The sequence below is a fragment of the Actinoalloteichus caeruleus DSM 43889 genome (assembly GCF_000429185.2).
In the GTDB taxonomy this organism is placed as follows: domain Bacteria; phylum Actinomycetota; class Actinomycetes; order Mycobacteriales; family Pseudonocardiaceae; genus Actinoalloteichus_B; species Actinoalloteichus_B caeruleus.
Genome location: NZ_AUBJ02000001.1, coordinates 2,207,819 through 2,223,969 on the forward strand (window position 1 = coordinate 2,207,819; position 16,151 = coordinate 2,223,969).

Sequence of the window (16,151 nt, forward strand, 5' to 3'; positions counted from 1 at the left end):
ACCGCATGGTCGGGGCCGGCCGAGGAGTTGGAGCAGGCACTGGTCACCGAGGCGAAGGTGGTCAGCGAGGCGCACGAGGAGACGGCGGTCCTGCTGGGCAGCAACGACGACGTCAGCCAGGCCATCCGGTGGTTGAGGCAGGCTGGTGTGCTGGCGATGCCGCTGAAGGACTACGACGGCACCCAGTCCGGGGTGAAGGTGGGCACGGTGCACCGGGCCAAGGGCATGGAGTTCGGGGCCGTCCTGGTCGTCCTGCGCGGCACCGAGGACGACCAGGACGCCTCCCTGATGGACCGGCGGTTGCTCGTCGCGATCACCCGGGCCCGGGACCACGCGTGGTTGGCGACCGTGCGATGACCCGTCCACCCCGGCCGCCCCGGTTGGCCGACCGCGTCCCCGTGGTTGGGGCAGCCAGCGCGGTCACGACGTGTCCACCGTGTCGACGCGAACGGTTCACTGGGCCGAGTGAGTGAATGGTTTTCCGGTTCCGCTGCCTGCGACCAGGAATGGCGTCCGCTCGTCCCGACCACCGGTACGACAACGCTCGCGGCCTTTACCCGGGGGTTCCGCCGGGCGTCGGAATTTCCCGGGAAAGGCGTGGCCCGCGACCCGCCGAATGCGGGAGTATGGAAAGGGTAGCCTCGTTCGTACAGGCGACACGGTGTCCGTTTCTATGAGGAAGGACGGTCACATGCCTGAATCCGGTGTGGTGACGCTGGTCGGCCGCTGGCTGGCCTCGAATGGTTGGTCTCCCGCGCAGGGACGGTTGTTGATCACACCGCTGCGCCGGGTCGTGGAGAACGGGAAAACGGCCCTGGTACCCGACGACACGTTCTCGGTGGAACTGGTGAACGGGAGGATCCCGCACCGCGTGACGTGTCCCGTCGACCTCGACGACGCCGTGGAGACCCTCCTGCACGTCGAGGAACACGTGCTGGGCATGCGCGTGCGCACCAAGGTGGTGCGTGTGGAGGGTCCGGTGGTGGACCTGCCGCGTGCGGTGCCGGTGTCGCTGTCCGTTGAGGACCGTGCCGTGGTCAGGGCGGCCACATCGGGAGCTCCGCTGTCCGAGGCGGGCTCGCCGGTGGCGGCGATGGCCGCGGCCGGGGCCGGCGGGGGCGAGGCGCCGCCACGGCCCGAGGCTCCCCTCCGCCCGGTGGCGCCCGCGCACCGGGGGACCATCGGCCTGGGAACCGCCGGGGCGTCCCTGCTGACCGGGTTCGCCGGCCAGCTCGGTGGCGCGTCCTCCCCGCCGGGCACGGGCGAGGTCCGGCCGGCCCGGGCCACCGTCCCGGGTCTGTGGCAGTGGGGACGCGCCTGGTCGCAGACCGGGCTGCGGAAGGTGCGGGTGGTCGCGGTCGGCTCCAGCAGCACCCAGGGGGTGGGGGCCAGCCACATCGAACGGTCCTTCGTCTCCCGGCTCGGGCAGATCCTCGGCGAACCCGGGCGGCACTACCCGGCAGCCGACGGTGGGTGGCTGTCCTCCGGGGTGCCGCTGATCGTCGACGCCGACCTGGGTTCCCGGTCCCGTCGGCTGCTCGGTGGTGAGTGGATCGAACGGGACCTCCCCTCGGGCACCACCCTGCTCACCGTGTTCCACGGCCAGGGGTCGAACAACGGGTCCTTCGAGGTCTCCGTCGACGGCGGTGCCCCGGTCAGCGTCATCCCCGACCGGTCGGGGCAGGCCGATCGGGCCGACGGCGAGTGGACCAGTCCGCCGTTGCCGCCCGGCGCGCGGACGGTGCGGATCACCGCCCGGGAGGCGGTGACGATCAGCGGCGTCTACGCGCACACCGACAGCGCGGGCACCGGTATCCAGGTGTTCATCGCCGGCAAGGGCGGTACCCAGTCCGGCAACTACCTGCCCTCCCGGATCATGGGTTCGCACTGCGACCGGGTGGCCCGGTTGGACCCGGACCTCATCGTCATCCAGCTCGGCGCGAACGACTACGCGGCCGGGGTGGCCCCGGAGGTGTACGCGGAGCGGATGCGCCAGCAGCTGAACCTTTACCGCACGGTGTGTTCCCGCCGCCCGTCGATCCTGCTGTTGCACACCTTCCGCCGTTTCGACGTCACCACCCCGGCCCACCGCTGGGAGGACTACGCGCGGGCGGCGCACCAGCTGGCGAAGGAACTCGACGACGTCGCCGTCATCGACGTGTCCGCCCACTTCCCCGTCACCCAGGACGTGGACGACGCCGACATGGACCTCGTGCACGTCGACCGCATCCACCTCTCCGACGCCGGCCACGGCCTCACGGCGCGGTTGATCGCCGACCAGCTCCGGCTTCCGCTGGTGCCCCGCTCCGCGCCACCCACCCCCGACCACCCGGTGGGCCGTGACCCGGCGGCGAACCGGGGAGTGGTGGTGGCGTTGCGCGCGTCCGAGCTCGACGGCGGACCGGGCGACCGGATCGCCGAGTTCACCCCCCACCAGGGCACGGAACCGGGGCCGCGCCAGGAACGGGAGGACGCCCGCCCGGAACTCCGGGTGGAGGCCGGCCGGTGGTTCCTGCGGTTCGACCGCGTCGACGGCCCGCGTTGGATGCGGTCGCCGGCCTGGTCCCGCGCCCACACGCCCCCGGTGACGGTGTTCCTGGTGGCCCGGCCCCGCGACGTGCACGGCACCTGGGTGTCCGGGCACTCCGGCTCCTACCTGGCATGGTTCACGGCAGGGAATTCGTTGTGCCACATGATGTGCGGGGCGGGCGGCTTGTCGGCGCCCGACGCGGCCACCGTGTGGACGGGAGTGGGCCGGTGGAACGTGTTCGCCGCCGTGTTCGACGGTGAACGGTCCCGGCACCTGACCTATGGTCACGAGGTGACCCGGATCGTCACCGGAACCGGGCCCGCGGCGAGTCTGCCGGGGCTGACCTTGGCGACGAACGCGGCCACCACCGGGGTGTACGCGGACATCGACATCGCCGACCTCGTCGTCGTCGACCGGGCGTTCACCGACACCGAACTCCAGGGCGGCGCGGACTGGTTGGCCCGGCACTACCGGTTGGACCAGGCGGGACGGACCAGTGTGACCGCCGGCCCGCTGTCCGCCGGCTGACCGGCCGGCCGGGCGGCCGGAGGTGGTGTTCCGGGTCGGCGGTGCGACGGCGTCGTCGTCGAGCACGACCTCGGCGACAGGCGGCCGCCGGGGGGCGGCCGGGAGGAGCGCACCCCGCCGGCTTCGGCGGGCTGGTCGCCCGCGCCCCGGTTTCCCCGTTTCGCAAGGGTGTGACGCCCGTGCCCGGTACCGTCCGCGTCGTGACAGCCACCGCAGCACTCTGGGTGCGCACCGACCACGGTCTCGTGCGGGCCGATGCGTTCACCCACGTGCGCGTCGCGGGCGGGAAGCTCGTCGTCGCCAACGGGGTTCCAGTGGGGGTCGAGGGCACGTTCCGGGGGATGGGCAAGGTCAGCACGGACCTGTACGCGCTGTGCGAGGTCGGCGAGGACGACGTCGAGGACATCGCCGAGCGGTTCGTGCGGTTCCTGGCCCGCCACCAGGCCGCTGGCCGAGCCGGAGTGATCTCCGCCGACGGCGACGGCGCCTTCCACCTCGACGGCTTCGACACCGCCGGCTGAGAGCCGGGGTGGGGCGCGGTGGGCTCCGCGCCCCAGACCACACGGGGGCGTGGCGACATCTCCACATGGGCGACCGCGCGGAGACCGACAGTGCCCTCGTCGGTGGCTGGCCCCTGCCCAGCTCCGGCGCGTGGCCCGGCGATGTGCGACCGGGCATGGCGGGCAGGCCAGGCGGGGCTTGCCGGGAAGGGCAGGTCGGGTAGGGGCCCGGTGTGGGACCTGCCCGGACGTTCGAGGACGGAGGAGAGGTCACGTGTCAGAACTGGCCGAGTTCGACGACCTCGCCCAGCTCCGGGTGCTGCTCCGCGCGGCGATGGTGCTCAAGTTCGACATCCCCGAGGCCTCGGCGGGTCCGCTGGCTGGCAGCCCGGTGTTCGCCTCGGCGGTGCACCGCCTGCGGGACGCGCTCGTGGCCGCGCTGGAGTCAACGGGGTCGTCGGCTGCCGCCCGGACGGAGGCGGGCTGGTACCGGCTCGCCGAGCACCCGCACCAGTGGGAACTCCTCGCCCGGCGGGCGAGCAACCACCCCCGCTGGGCCGAACTGGACGGGAAGGCACGGCGGGACTGGGTGGAGACCCTGGCCGCGCCGCTCGTCGCGGACGAGGAGAGCCTGACCGCCATCATCACCCGGGCCGACGGGGAACGGTGAGCGAGGTCGTTCGTCCGCCGGGTGTCTCGGTTGTCCGGAGTGGTCGGGCGTGTGACTCCTGGCGGGGGGCGGAACGCCGGCCCGAGGCATCAGGGCCGCGACGGCGCCCCGCCCGGCTCTCCCGGCTGACGGCGGGCTCGTCGTCTGCGACGCGATGAGGCTCGGCCGGCCCGCAGGCTCCTGACCCCAGCCGGGTAGCTCGCGGGGTACCGCCAGAACAGCCCAACGCTCCCGCCCGAGTGACCTATCGCCAGCTCCTGCTCGCTGCGCACCGGGAGAGCGTCCGAAAGCCATCGACGGCCCGGGGCTCAGCCCCCGCCCACCTCTGCCTCAGCACGCAGGCGCCGGAGCCTCGGCTCCGCCAGCATTTTCCGAATCCTCCTGTTCCACTCCACGCCACCCCTGCTCTCCCCCTGTATCGGCGACAGGACTTTCCCGGAGCGCGCCGAACGAGCAACCACTTCGGACACTCGGGGATGAGATAGACATTTCCGACTGCCTTGAGAAAAAACGGAGGCACATCCGCCACGTCGTTGAACCGAAGGAATCGGAGAGCCCGATATCGCACCTGTCCGGTCGGTTCGAGCAGCGTCGGAACCCGGGCTGGGAACGGCACGGTGACGGCCACACCGGGCAACCCCGTCCTCGACCGAGGTGCGGCACGTCTGGTGGCGCAGCAGCGCGGGGTGCGCACCGAGCAGCGGCGCCACAGCCCGGATGGGCGCCCACGCCCATCGGGCGGAACGGCAGGACGATCTCCGTACCAGCAGGTCAAAGCCGTCGGATCGGGGCAACACGCCCACGCAGGAGTCGAGCCCGAGCCGCGCGTCGACCCTGCCCAGGGAAGACGGCGAAGGAGGCTGGCGCGTGTCGGCACCCCGTTTCCTTCTCAGCAGCCGGCCTCGGTCGCCGAAGGGCGTTACCCCTGCATGCCTGCCGCCGCATCCCCATGCCGTTCGACGCAACCGCGTCCCCACCGGGCGCGTCTTCCAGTCGCCGGCACAGCTCCCGGGAAATGGCGAACCGGCCAGGAAAGCACGAAGCCCACACCTCGGCAATGATTTGCCATCCCGACAGCTGAACGGTCGGAAAATAACCCATTCTCCGATCAGCCAAAAAGGGCCTATTCATCTTCCACCCCGCGACATTCGTTACGCGATTCCCAAAAACAACCCCTCTTTGATCATGAAGCTCACACTCCGTACCCGAACGGTGCCGCACCGCTCTAGGTTCACGTCGTTTTGACCGGACCCGGAATCACAGAGGTGTCACCAGGTGGGGGAGCAGAGACGGGGGCGGGCCGTGACGGCACTCGCCCTGTGCGCGGCCACAGCGCTGGGAGCCACGGTCGCCACGGGCCACGCGGCCGCGGAGACCAACAACGGAGAGGCGGCGGCGCCACACGTGGAACGGGCGGCGGTGGCCGAAGCCGCCCGCACGGGAGAACGGGCGGAGATCGAGGCGTACCGGACGGAGACGGCGCAGGTCTTCGCCGCCCCCGACGGCACCCTGACGCTCGAGCAGTACACCCGGCCGGTGCGGGTGCTGGGTGACCAGGGCTGGCAGCCGGTGGACACCACGCTCCACCGCGACCAGGACGGCAGGGTGCGCACCCTGCGCACGCCCACTGACATCGCCTTCGGCAACGGCCACGGGGAACCGATGGCCACCCTCGCCTACGACGACCACCGGTTGGCGCTGGACTGGCCGGACGAACTACCCGAGCCGGAGCTGTCCGACGACACCGCCACCTACCGGGACGTGCTGCCCGGTGTGGACCTGGAACTGCGGGCGGACATCGAGGGCTTCTCCCAGGTCCTGGTGGTCACCACGCCGGAGGCCGCGCGGAACCCCGCCCTGGACCGCCTGTCGTACACCCTCGACGTCGGCGACGCCGAGGTGCGCACCGATCCCGAGTCCGGGGTGACCACCGTCGTCGACGACGGGGAGGAGATCTTCGCCGCCGGCACTCCGTTCATGTGGGACTCCGCCCCGCTCGAGGACACGGCCGGCACCCTCGACGCAGGGGACGGGGACGCACCCGTCAGGTCCGGACGTGAGGTCGCGATGCCCGTCGAGGCCGGCCCTGGCGAACTGGCGGTGCTGCCACGCCGGGACATCCTGGACGACCCCGAGACCGTGTACCCGGTCTACCTCGACCCGGGCTTCGCCGGCTCCACCCTGGCCTGGACGCACGTGAACCGGGCCAACCCGGCGCAGTCCTACTGGAACTACGACCGGGACGAGGGCGCGAAGGTCGGGTACGAGTCCCGCACCGGCACCACCTACCGCTCCTACTTCCGGATGCGCACCGAACCCGTGCGGGGCAAGCAGATCCTCTCCGCCACCTTGCGCATCTGGTCCCGCCACTCCTGGTCGTGCGCGCCGAGAGCGACCGAGCTGTGGCAGACCGGTGACATCAGCGCCGCGACGACCTGGAACAACCGGCCCGCGCGGATCCGCCACCTGCACACGTCCACCGACACCAAGGGCTGGGGGCCGAACTGCCCGGCCGGCGACGTGGAGTTCGACGCCACCGCGGCCGTCCGGCAGTCCGCCGCCGAGAACCGGTCAACCGTCACCCTCGGGCTCCAGGCCTCCAACGAGTCCGACACCTACGCGTGGAAGCGGTTCCGCCCCAACCCCGTGCTGGTCGTGGACTACAACTCCTACCCCAACCAGCCATCGCAGCCATCGATGCAGGGAGGTGTGGTGGCCTGCGCCGTCGGCGCCAACCGGCCGTGGATACCCACGACGACGCCCCGCCTGCGGGCTCGGGTGTCCGACCCCGACGGCGGGCTGCTGACCGCGCACTTCGAGTGGGGGCCGGTCGGACAGGCGGCAACCGGTACCCGCAGCGTGTCCCGAATCCCCTCGGGGTCATTCGCGGAGATCACGGTGCCCTCGGGGGCGCTGCGGGACGGCGAGGCCTACTTCTGGCGGGTGCGGGCCCACGACGGCCGCGTTTACTCGCCGTTCTCCCAGTACTGCGGCATGGCCATCGACACCACCGCGCCACACCAGTCGCCGGCGGTGTCCTCGACCGTGTACCCACCGGACCAGTGGAGCGGCGGCATCGGCCGCACCGGAGAGTTCACCTTCGACGCCAACGGCGTGGACGACGTCGTGCGCTACCTGTACTCCACCGAACACGACAACCCGACGACCCCGGTGGAGGCCGACGGCATCGGCGGGCCGGCCACCATCCTGGTCACCCCGACCAGCGAGGGTCCGCTCACGCTGTGGGTCCGCTCCCAGGACCAGGCCGGCAACCTCTCCCCCATCACCCGGTACACGTACCTGGTCTCCGGTGGCAGCCCGCCGGTGAGCCGCTGGAAGTTCAACGAGTTCGACGGTGCCACCACCCCGGACTCCAGCGGCAACGGGCACACCGCCTCCGTGGTGGGCGGCGTCCGGTGGGACGGCGGCCACGACTACACCGCGCCCCACTTCGACGGATCGACGGGCCACCTCACCACGGACACCGCCGGCATCCGCACCGACGACAGCTTCGCGGTGTCCGCCTGGGTGCACCTGGCCGACAAGGGACGCTTCCGCACCGCCGTCAGCCAGGACGCGACCCAGGCCTCCGGCTACTACCTCCAGTACTCCCGGGACGACGACCGCTGGGCCTTCGCCCTGCCCAGAGCCGACGGGTCCAGCTCCGGCACGGCGCGAGCGCTGTCCCGCGAGCCAGCCGAGACCGACGGCTACTGGACCCACCTCTCCGGCGTCTACGACGCCGCCGAGCAACGCATCACCCTCTACGTCAACGGTGTCGAGCAGAACACCGCTTCGGTGAGCTCCCCGTGGAACGCCGAAGGTCCCGTGCGCATCGGCGCCGCCCAGTGGAACGGGCAGGTGTCCGACTTCTGGTCAGGGGCGATCGACGAAGTCCAGGTCTTCGACCGCGCCCTCACCGGTGACGAGGTGGCCCGCATCTTCAACGAGTCCCACCTGAAGGGGCGATGGGGCCTGGACGAGGGCACCGGCGACACCGCCCAGGACAGCTCGGTGTGGAACCGCCCCGGCACAGTCCGGGGTGGTGCGACCTGGCGGGACGACGCCTACCTGGGACGCCCGGTGCTGGACCTCGACGGCCACACCGGCCACGTCGACGGGCTCCCCGTCGTCGCCACCTCGCAGAGCTTCTCCATCACCGCCTGGGTCCGCACGGAGGAACTGGGGGCGTCCGCGCAGACCGCGGTGAGCATGGGCAGCTGGTACGTCAGCGGCTCCCTCCTCCAGTACCGGCCGTCGAGCGGGAAGTGGGCGTTCATGCTGCCCTGGACCCGCGAACTCGGCGGCATGGACATGGCGGAGAGCGCCAGAGCAGCTCGTGCCGGCGAATGGACGCATCTCGTCGGCGTCTACGACTCCGCAGACGGAGAGATCCGCCTCTACGTCGACGGCCAACTCGCCGGCCACGACGACCGGGTGTCCTCGTGGAACGCCGAGGGCGGCATCCAGATCGGACGCGCCACCTACACCGAGGCCGACACCGACTACTGGCACGGCTCGCTGAGCGACGTCCGCGTCTACTCCGGCGTCCTGACCGAACCCCAGATCGGGGACCTCGCCCACCCCTGACAGCGGCCGCCAGAGCTGACAACCCATATCCCACGGGGAGGTAACAACGCATGCCCGACAGTCCGACGCCCCCGGACCCACTCTTACCCGAGCACAGACGCCGGCCCCTTCGCCAGGCCATCACGCTCACCCTGATCACCTCGCTGATCAGCGGGACCCTGGTCGTCACCCCGGCCGTCGCTCAGCCGATCGAGGTGGATCTCCCCGAACTCCAGACGGAACCATCGGTACCCGGATCAACACACCAGCCCGAGCCACTGCCGCCCAATGCCGAAGGCGAGAACGCGGCTCCGCGGGCGGACTGGCCAGAACCGGCACGTGTGGAGGTCGAACTCGACCAGGCAGTGTCACCCCGCTCCGCCACCGCCAACTTCGTGCCGGTGCCCGGCCTACCGGTCCGGGTCGGGCCCCCGGCAATCGAGGAGGACGCCGAGGGCGACTCCCGTGCCCTGGCGGCGGAGCTGCCGGCCCCGGCCTCGGTGTCCGTGGAGATCCTCGACCAGGACACCACGACCAGCGCCGGGGTCCACGGCCTGCTGCTGCAAGTGGACACCGACGAAGCGGGGACGCGGCAGGCCCGCGCCCAGGAAGATGACGGCGGGAACGCCGCGATCAGTCTGGAGGTCGACTACTCGGCCTTCCGGGACGGCTACGGCGGCGACTGGTCCCGCCGCCTGCGGCTGGTGCGCCTGCCCGACTGCGCGGTGGAACCAGCGACCGGCCAGGACTGCGGAACCGGCGACCCGGTCGAGGCCGACAACGACACCGAGGCGGGCACCCTGACGGCCCCGGCGGTGGCCGCGCCGGGTCTCTACGCGGTGACCGCCGACGTGGCGGGTGACAGCGGCGACTACTCGGCCACCGAGCTCTCCCCGTCCGCGTCCTGGACCGCCGGCGGGTCGGCGGGCAACTTCACCTGGTCGTACCCGTTCCGGATGCCCCCCAGCCCCGGCGGGGCGCCCCCCGCACTGGCGCTGGGCTACTCCTCCGGCTCGGTCGACGGACGGGTCGCCTCCACCAACAACCAGACCTCCTGGGTCGGCGAGGGCTGGGACCTCTGGTCCGGCTACATCGAACGCCGGTACGTGCCGTGCCTGGAGGACCTCGCCCCTGGCCAGCCCCGCACCGGCGACCAGTGCTGGGACGGCGACAACGCCACGCTGGTGCTCAACGGCAGCTCCTCCGAACTGTTCCTGGACTCCAGCGGGACCTGGCGGATGGTCGACGACGACGGGTCACGGATCGCCCGCCTGACCGGCGCATCCAACGGCGACAACAACGGCGAGTGGTGGCGGGTGACCAGCACCGACGGCACCCAGTACGTGTTCGGCCGCAACCGCCACCCCGGATGGACGTCCGGGAAGCCGGAGACCAACTCCGCGTGGAACGTGCCCGTCTACGGCAACCAGGCCGGCGAACCCTGCCACGGTTCCACCTTCGCCACCTCGTGGTGCTACCAGACCTGGCGGTGGAACCTCGACCACGTCGTCGACCCCAACGGCAACGTCATCACGTACTACTACCAGAAGGAACTCAACCACTACGGTCGCGCGGCCGATCCGTCCCAGGGCACCGTGTACGCGAGGTCCGGGTGGTTGGAGCGCATCGAGTACGGCCACCGGTTGAACGACGAGTACGCGCCGGCCCCCGCCCGGGTCCTGTTCGGCGTGTCGGAGCGGTGCCTACCCACCGACACCTTCGCCTGCAACCCCAGCCAGCTGACCACCGCCAACGCCCACCGCTGGCCGGACACCCCCTACGACAACAACTGCGCGGCCGGTCAGACCTGCACCGAACTGATCACGCCGACCTTCTGGACGCGGAAACGCCTGACGTCGGTCACCACCCAGATCCTGTCCGGATCGACACACACCGACGTGGACCGCTGGACCCTGACCCACGGTTTCCCCGCCTCCGGTGACGGCACCAGCCCCGCGCTGTGGCTGGACACCATCAAGCACGAGGGCCGCGTGGGCGGCACCGCCGACATCCCCGTCATCGACTTCGACGGGGTGCAGCTGGTCAACCGGGTCGACGCCCTGGAGGGCTACGCGCCGATGTACAAGCGGCGCATCCAGACCGTGAAGAACGAGACCGGAGGCGTCCTCCAGGTCGACTACTCCACGCAGGACTGCCGACGGACGGACCGCCTCCCCACCCCACACACGAACGCGTGGCGCTGCTACCCCGTGTTCTGGGCGCCACCCGGGCAACAGGTCGTGCAGGACTGGTTCCACAAGTACGTCGTCACCGACGTGGTCGAGGACGACCGCACCGGCGGCTCCGAACCGGTGAAGACCAACTACGAGTACGTGGGTCCCGCCGCCTGGGGCTACAACGACGACCGGTTCACCCCTGAGGACCGCCGGAGCTGGTCGCAGTGGCGCGGCTACGAACGCGTACGGGTCACCGAAGGCGACGACAGCGGAACCCAGAGCCAAACCGAACAGGTGTTCCTGCGGGGCATGGACGGGGACCGCAGAACACCGACCGGAGGCACCCGGGACGTCGTCGTCACCGACTCCGAAGGCGGAACCACCCGCGACCACGAACGCCTGGCCGGATTCCTGCTCGAGGAACTGACCTACGACAAGCCCGGCGGCACGGTCCAGGCCAAGACCATCAACCAACCGTGGTTGCACGGGCCCACCGGAACCAGCGGCACCACCCGGGGCTACCTGACCGACATCCAACGCGTCCGCGGCTACACCCGCACCGACGACGGATGGCAGACCACCGAGGTCCGCCGGACCTTCAACGACCGCGGTCTGCTCACCCAGGTCAACGACCTCGGCGACACCAGCACCACCGGTGACGAACGCTGCATCCGCACCACCTACGCCCCCAACGAGGCGCGCTGGATGCTGAGCTACGCCAGCCGCATCGAGACCCTCGGGGTGTCCTGCGACGTCACCCCCAGCTTCCCGGAGGACCTGAACTCCGAGGTCCGCAGCTACTACGACGGAGCGACCGACCACGGCACGCCCCCCACACGCGGCAACGTGTCGCGGGTGGAGGAGGTGTCCGACTGGGACGGCTCAACCCGCGTCCACACGACAGTCCAGCGCACCGAGGTCGACACCTACGGACGGGCGGTCAAGTCGACCGACGCGGCGGGCAACACCAGCACCACGGCCTACACCCCGGCCACCGGCGGCCCCGTCACCGAGGTGGCGATCACCGACGCGCTCGGCCACACCACCACAAGCGAACTGCACCCCGCCTGGGGCGAACCGCTCGCCGAGGTCGACCCGAACGGCCTGCGCACCGACCTGGAGTACGACCCGTTGGGCCGGCTCACCAAGGTGTGGCTCCCGGGAAACCTGAAGTCCGACGACTTGCCGAACAGCGAGTTCAGCTATCTGGTCCGCACCAGCGGCCCGGTGGTGGTGACGACGAAGGCACTCCAGCCCGACGATGACTACCGCACCAGCTACGAGCTGTACGACGGGCTGCTGCGCCCCCGCCAGACCCAGCTACCCAGCCCGGTTGGCGGCCGCGTCATCACCGACATCCGCTACGACTCCCGTGGGCTGGCGGCCACCACCAACGAGACCTACTACAACGAGGACCCACCAGCCACCGACCTCCTGCTGGTCGACGACAACGTCGTCCCAGCCCAGACACGCACGGTCCACGACGGGCTCGGGCGTCCCACCGAGGAGATCTTCCGCAAGCTCGGCGTCGAGCAGTGGCGCACCAGCTACGGCTACGGCGGGGACTGGACGAGCATCACCCCACCGGAGGGGGGAACGGCGACCCGGGTGACGAACGACGCCCGGGGCAACCTGATCGAGCGGCACCAGTACCACGGCGCCGAGCCGACCGGCGACCACGACACCACCACCTACTCGTACACCCCACGGGGCGAACTGGCATCGGTCGTCGACCCGGCCGGCAACACCTGGACGTACGAGTACGACCAGCGTGGACGGACCATCCGGACCGAGGACCCGGACCGGGGCGTGACCACCAACGAGTACGACACGCTGGGTCAACTCGTCCGGACGACCGACTCCCGAGGTGAAAGCCTCGCCTACACCTACGACGCGCTCGGCCGCCGCACGGGACTGTACGCGGACACCACCGATGGAACGCGGCTGGCGGCCTGGACCTACGACACCCTGTTGAAGGGCTTCCCCACCGCCTCCACTCGGTACGTGGACGGCAACGCCTACAGCATCTCCGTCACGCGGTACAACAGGGCCGGACGGCCTCAGGGCACCCGGGTGTCCATCCCCACGTCCGAAGGCGAGCTGGCAGGCAACTACAACTACTCCACCCTCTACACCACGACCGGCCAGATCTTCAGCCAACAGCTACCAGCTACCAGCGATCTCACTCGGGAGACCATTCACCGCGACTACAACAGTCTCGGCCTCCCGGAGAAGACCAGGGGTGTGCTCGCCGGCACCACGAGCGTCGAGTACGTCAGCGACACCAACTACTCGGCCTTCGGAGAGGCACTCCGCCTGCAACTCGGCTCGGCGGGCACCAGGTCATGGCTGACCCACTACTACGAAGAGGGGACGCGCCGGCTCGACCGCATCGTCTCGCACCGGCAGATGGAACCCTCCCTGATCTCCGATCTGCACTACAGCTACGACCCGGCCGGCAACATCACCTCGATCGTGGACCGCCCAGCCGAGACCGCGCCCGACCAGACGCCGGTCGAGACCCAGTGCTTCGCCTACGACCACCTCCGGCGGATGACCGACGCCTGGACACCCGGCGGCGACTGCGACGACGAGCGGTCGACAGCGGCTCTCGGCGGCCCGCAGCCGTACTGGACGTCCTACGAGTACGACGTCGTCGGGAACCGCACGAAGGAAACCCAACACTCCGCCGACGGTGACACGGTTCGGACCTTCACCTACCCCGAAGCGGGCGAGTCCCAGCCGCACACCCTCCTCTCGGTGCACTCCGAAGGTCCCGGTGGGGAGTCCATCGACGAGTTCGCCTACGACTCCACCGGAAACACCACCAGCCGCACCGTCTCCGGCACCACCCAGGCCCTGGAGTGGACCGAGGAAGGTCGCCTGGACACCGTCACCGGACCCGACGGGGAGGACACCTCCTACATCTACACCGCGGACGGTGCCCGTCTGCTCCGCAAGGAACCGGACGGTACGGCCACGCTCTACCTCCCGCAGCAGGAACTGCGGCTGGAGGACGGCGGAGTCACCACCACCCGCTACTACGACCACGACGGCCAGGTCGTGGCGGTGCGCAGCGGGGAGGACCTCTCCTTCCTCCTCGGCGACCACCAGGGCACATCGCTGACCGCCGTGTCGGCCAGCACCATGGAGGTCACTCGGCGGCGGATGTCGCCGTTCGGGGACCAGCGGGGTGACCTCGACGGGGACCACTGGCCAGGGGAGAAGGGTTTCGTCGGGGGCACGATCGACGAATCCACCGGCCTGACCAGTCTCGGTGCGCGGGAGTACGACCCCCACATCGGACGCTTCATCTCGGTCGACCCGATCATCGACCACGACGACCCGCAACAGCTGCACGGGTACGCCTACGCCAACAACTCCCCCGTCACCTTCAGCGACCCTGACGGACTGCTGTATGTCGGCTGGTGGCTGGTGCCTGGCGTAGGGGCCGGCTGGACGGCGATCATCGCAAGTCGGATCGCATCTCAGATGCGCAGTTCAGCGGGCTCCCACAAGCAGAACCAGAACACTGGTTCACAGCGCAAGCAAACGACTCGAGTCTCGAGAACCTACAACGGGCATACCGCTCAACAGATCTCGGCGGCGCAGGCCACTTTAGCCGATACTCGCTCCGTCATCGACGTCGTCCTCGACGCAGGAGGAAAGGTCCTGTCCGAGGTCCTCGGCCTGGACGACATCAAGAACTGCTTCACCAAAGCCGACATCGTGGCCTGCGGCTGGGTCCTGATCAGCGCGGTGCCCTGGACGAAGCTCGGCAAGATCCCCGACCTCCTCCGCGGCATCAACCGCGCCGTCGACCGGGTCCGGACCTGGCGACGCGAACGCGACGAGGCCACCGCGGTCCTGCGCAGCGCGGGCTGCCGGGTCAACAGCTTCGTCCCCGGCACCCTCGTCCTCCTCGCCGACGGCACCCGCAAACCCATTGAGGACATCCAACTCGGGGACGAAGTCCTCGCCTCCGATCCGGACACCGGGGAAATCGGGCCCCAACGGGTCGTGGCCACGATCACCAGCGAGGGACCCAAGACCCTCGTCGACGTCAGCCACACCCCCAGCCCCGACCAGCTCCCGGGCACCGTCACCGCCACCGACGAACACCCCTTCTGGGTCGACGACCACGGCCGCTGGACCCACGCCACCGACCTCACCCGAGGAAACACCCTCCTCACCCCCACCGGCGACCACACCACCATCACCCACGCCCACACCTACCCCCACCACCACCGCGTCCACAACCTCACCATCAACACCATCCACACGTACTATGTGCTGGCAGGCACCACGCCGGTCCTGGTTCATAACGCCACTCCCAAGGAGAAATGCGACCTGACATTAGGGGCTGGACCAAACGCACGGGAGGGAGTTGCCTTAGTTGACGGGAACATAGATGCGAGTGGGGTCCGGGAACTGACCGACGAATCCGGACAGGCCCATGGTTGTCATACCTGTTCTTCCAGATCTCCGAACACCCCTAATGGACGGTGGATACCCGACCACCAGCCACCGAGTAGCCTAGTTTCACCCGGCAGCCCACAAACGGCTTACCCCCACTGCCAGCAGTGCGCCCGAATACAAGGCGGGGTCGTATCACAGCTAAGACAGGCAAGGAGCAACAAATCATGGTAAAAGAAGCGCCGATAGCTTCATTCATGGCATACATTGAACACGGTTGCCTGATCCTACAAGACGTGGCGAGCGACGGAGATATATCAGATTGGGATCCAAACGAAGCAAATTGGCACCAGGACGAAAGCTCCATAATCTTCAGCGTTATGCCCAGCGTCGTCAATCCCGTCTCCTGCGAAGTGTGGAGATCCACGCCACCCACCATACTCCCTCTAACTCTTTTCGAGACTGAACTTCCTTGCCCACACGGCATGCTAGTAGTGCACGATCCGAACGAACACGTTAAGGTCGCGTTCTACGAAGAGAACAAAGTCACACACTGCTCCGTGCGAGTCGATGACGCACAGAACGCGTCTTACGTTCAGATAATAATAACCCGAAAGACTTAGAACACCGCGATTATGGACGCATGGTTTCCGGGGGGCGCCATCTCCCCCGGAACCATCACGTTCGAACACGTCCCGCCCGAGCACGACACGGCGTAGGAAGGCCTGGAATTGGCCAGCATATGGGAGAGCACCGATTGA

At 69.5% G+C, this 16,151-nt stretch carries 7 protein-coding genes; all 7 read left to right on the forward strand.

The genetic code is table 11. The features are described 5' to 3' along the window. The first annotated feature begins 225 nt into the window (after window positions 1-225). The 7 genes from G443_RS25780 to G443_RS07750 all read left to right on the forward strand — a co-directional run bounded on the left by G443_RS25780 (window position 226) and on the right by G443_RS07750 (window position 16,013). Window positions 226-357 carry a P-loop NTPase family protein gene (locus G443_RS25780; protein ID WP_372493008.1) on the forward strand — a complete coding sequence of 44 codons (132 nt, stop codon included), beginning with the start codon at window positions 226-228 and terminating at the stop codon, window positions 355-357. 334 nt (window positions 358-691) lie between these two features. Next, complete coding sequence (locus G443_RS07725) at window positions 692-3,058, forward strand: SGNH/GDSL hydrolase family protein (protein WP_162147308.1); 2,367 nt, start codon at window positions 692-694, stop codon at window positions 3,056-3,058. Window positions 3,059-3,258: 200 nt separating this feature from the next. After that, window positions 3,259-3,579 carry a hypothetical protein gene (locus G443_RS07730; RefSeq protein WP_155886160.1) on the forward strand — a complete coding sequence of 107 codons (321 nt, stop codon included), beginning with the start codon at window positions 3,259-3,261 and terminating at the stop codon, window positions 3,577-3,579. A gap of 253 nt (window positions 3,580-3,832) precedes the next feature. Further along, window positions 3,833-4,228 carry a hypothetical protein gene (locus G443_RS07735; RefSeq protein ID WP_026419153.1) on the forward strand — a complete coding sequence of 132 codons (396 nt, stop codon included), beginning with the start codon at window positions 3,833-3,835 and terminating at the stop codon, window positions 4,226-4,228. A 1,275-nt stretch (window positions 4,229-5,503) separates the two neighbouring features. Continuing rightward, window positions 5,504-8,818 (forward strand): LamG-like jellyroll fold domain-containing protein, encoded by a 3,315-nt coding sequence (locus tag G443_RS07740; protein WP_026419154.1) that lies wholly within the window; start codon window positions 5,504-5,506, stop codon window positions 8,816-8,818. 50 nt (window positions 8,819-8,868) lie between these two features. Beyond that, window positions 8,869-15,624: a polymorphic toxin-type HINT domain-containing protein gene (locus G443_RS07745; RefSeq protein WP_253860177.1), complete on the forward strand. Its 6,756-nt coding sequence runs from the start codon at window positions 8,869-8,871 to the stop codon at window positions 15,622-15,624. Beyond that, window positions 15,618-16,013: a hypothetical protein gene (locus tag G443_RS07750; RefSeq protein ID WP_155886182.1), complete on the forward strand. Its 396-nt coding sequence runs from the start codon at window positions 15,618-15,620 to the stop codon at window positions 16,011-16,013. Before G443_RS07745 ends, G443_RS07750 begins: the two co-directional genes overlap by 7 nt. The last annotated feature ends 138 nt before the right edge of the window (window positions 16,014-16,151 follow it).

What these genes read in the sequence shown, in the direction of transcription:
- G443_RS07750 (WP_155886182.1), top strand. Translation starts at nt 15,618, where the DNA reads ATGGTAAAAGAAGCGCCGATAGCTTCATTCATGGCATACATTGAACAC.
- G443_RS25780 (WP_372493008.1), top strand. Translation starts at nt 226, where the DNA reads ATGGAGTTCGGGGCCGTCCTGGTCGTCCTGCGCGGCACCGAGGACGAC.
- G443_RS07745 (WP_253860177.1), top strand. Translation starts at nt 8,869, where the DNA reads ATGCCCGACAGTCCGACGCCCCCGGACCCACTCTTACCCGAGCACAGA.
- G443_RS07725 (WP_162147308.1), top strand. Translation starts at nt 692, where the DNA reads ATGCCTGAATCCGGTGTGGTGACGCTGGTCGGCCGCTGGCTGGCCTCG.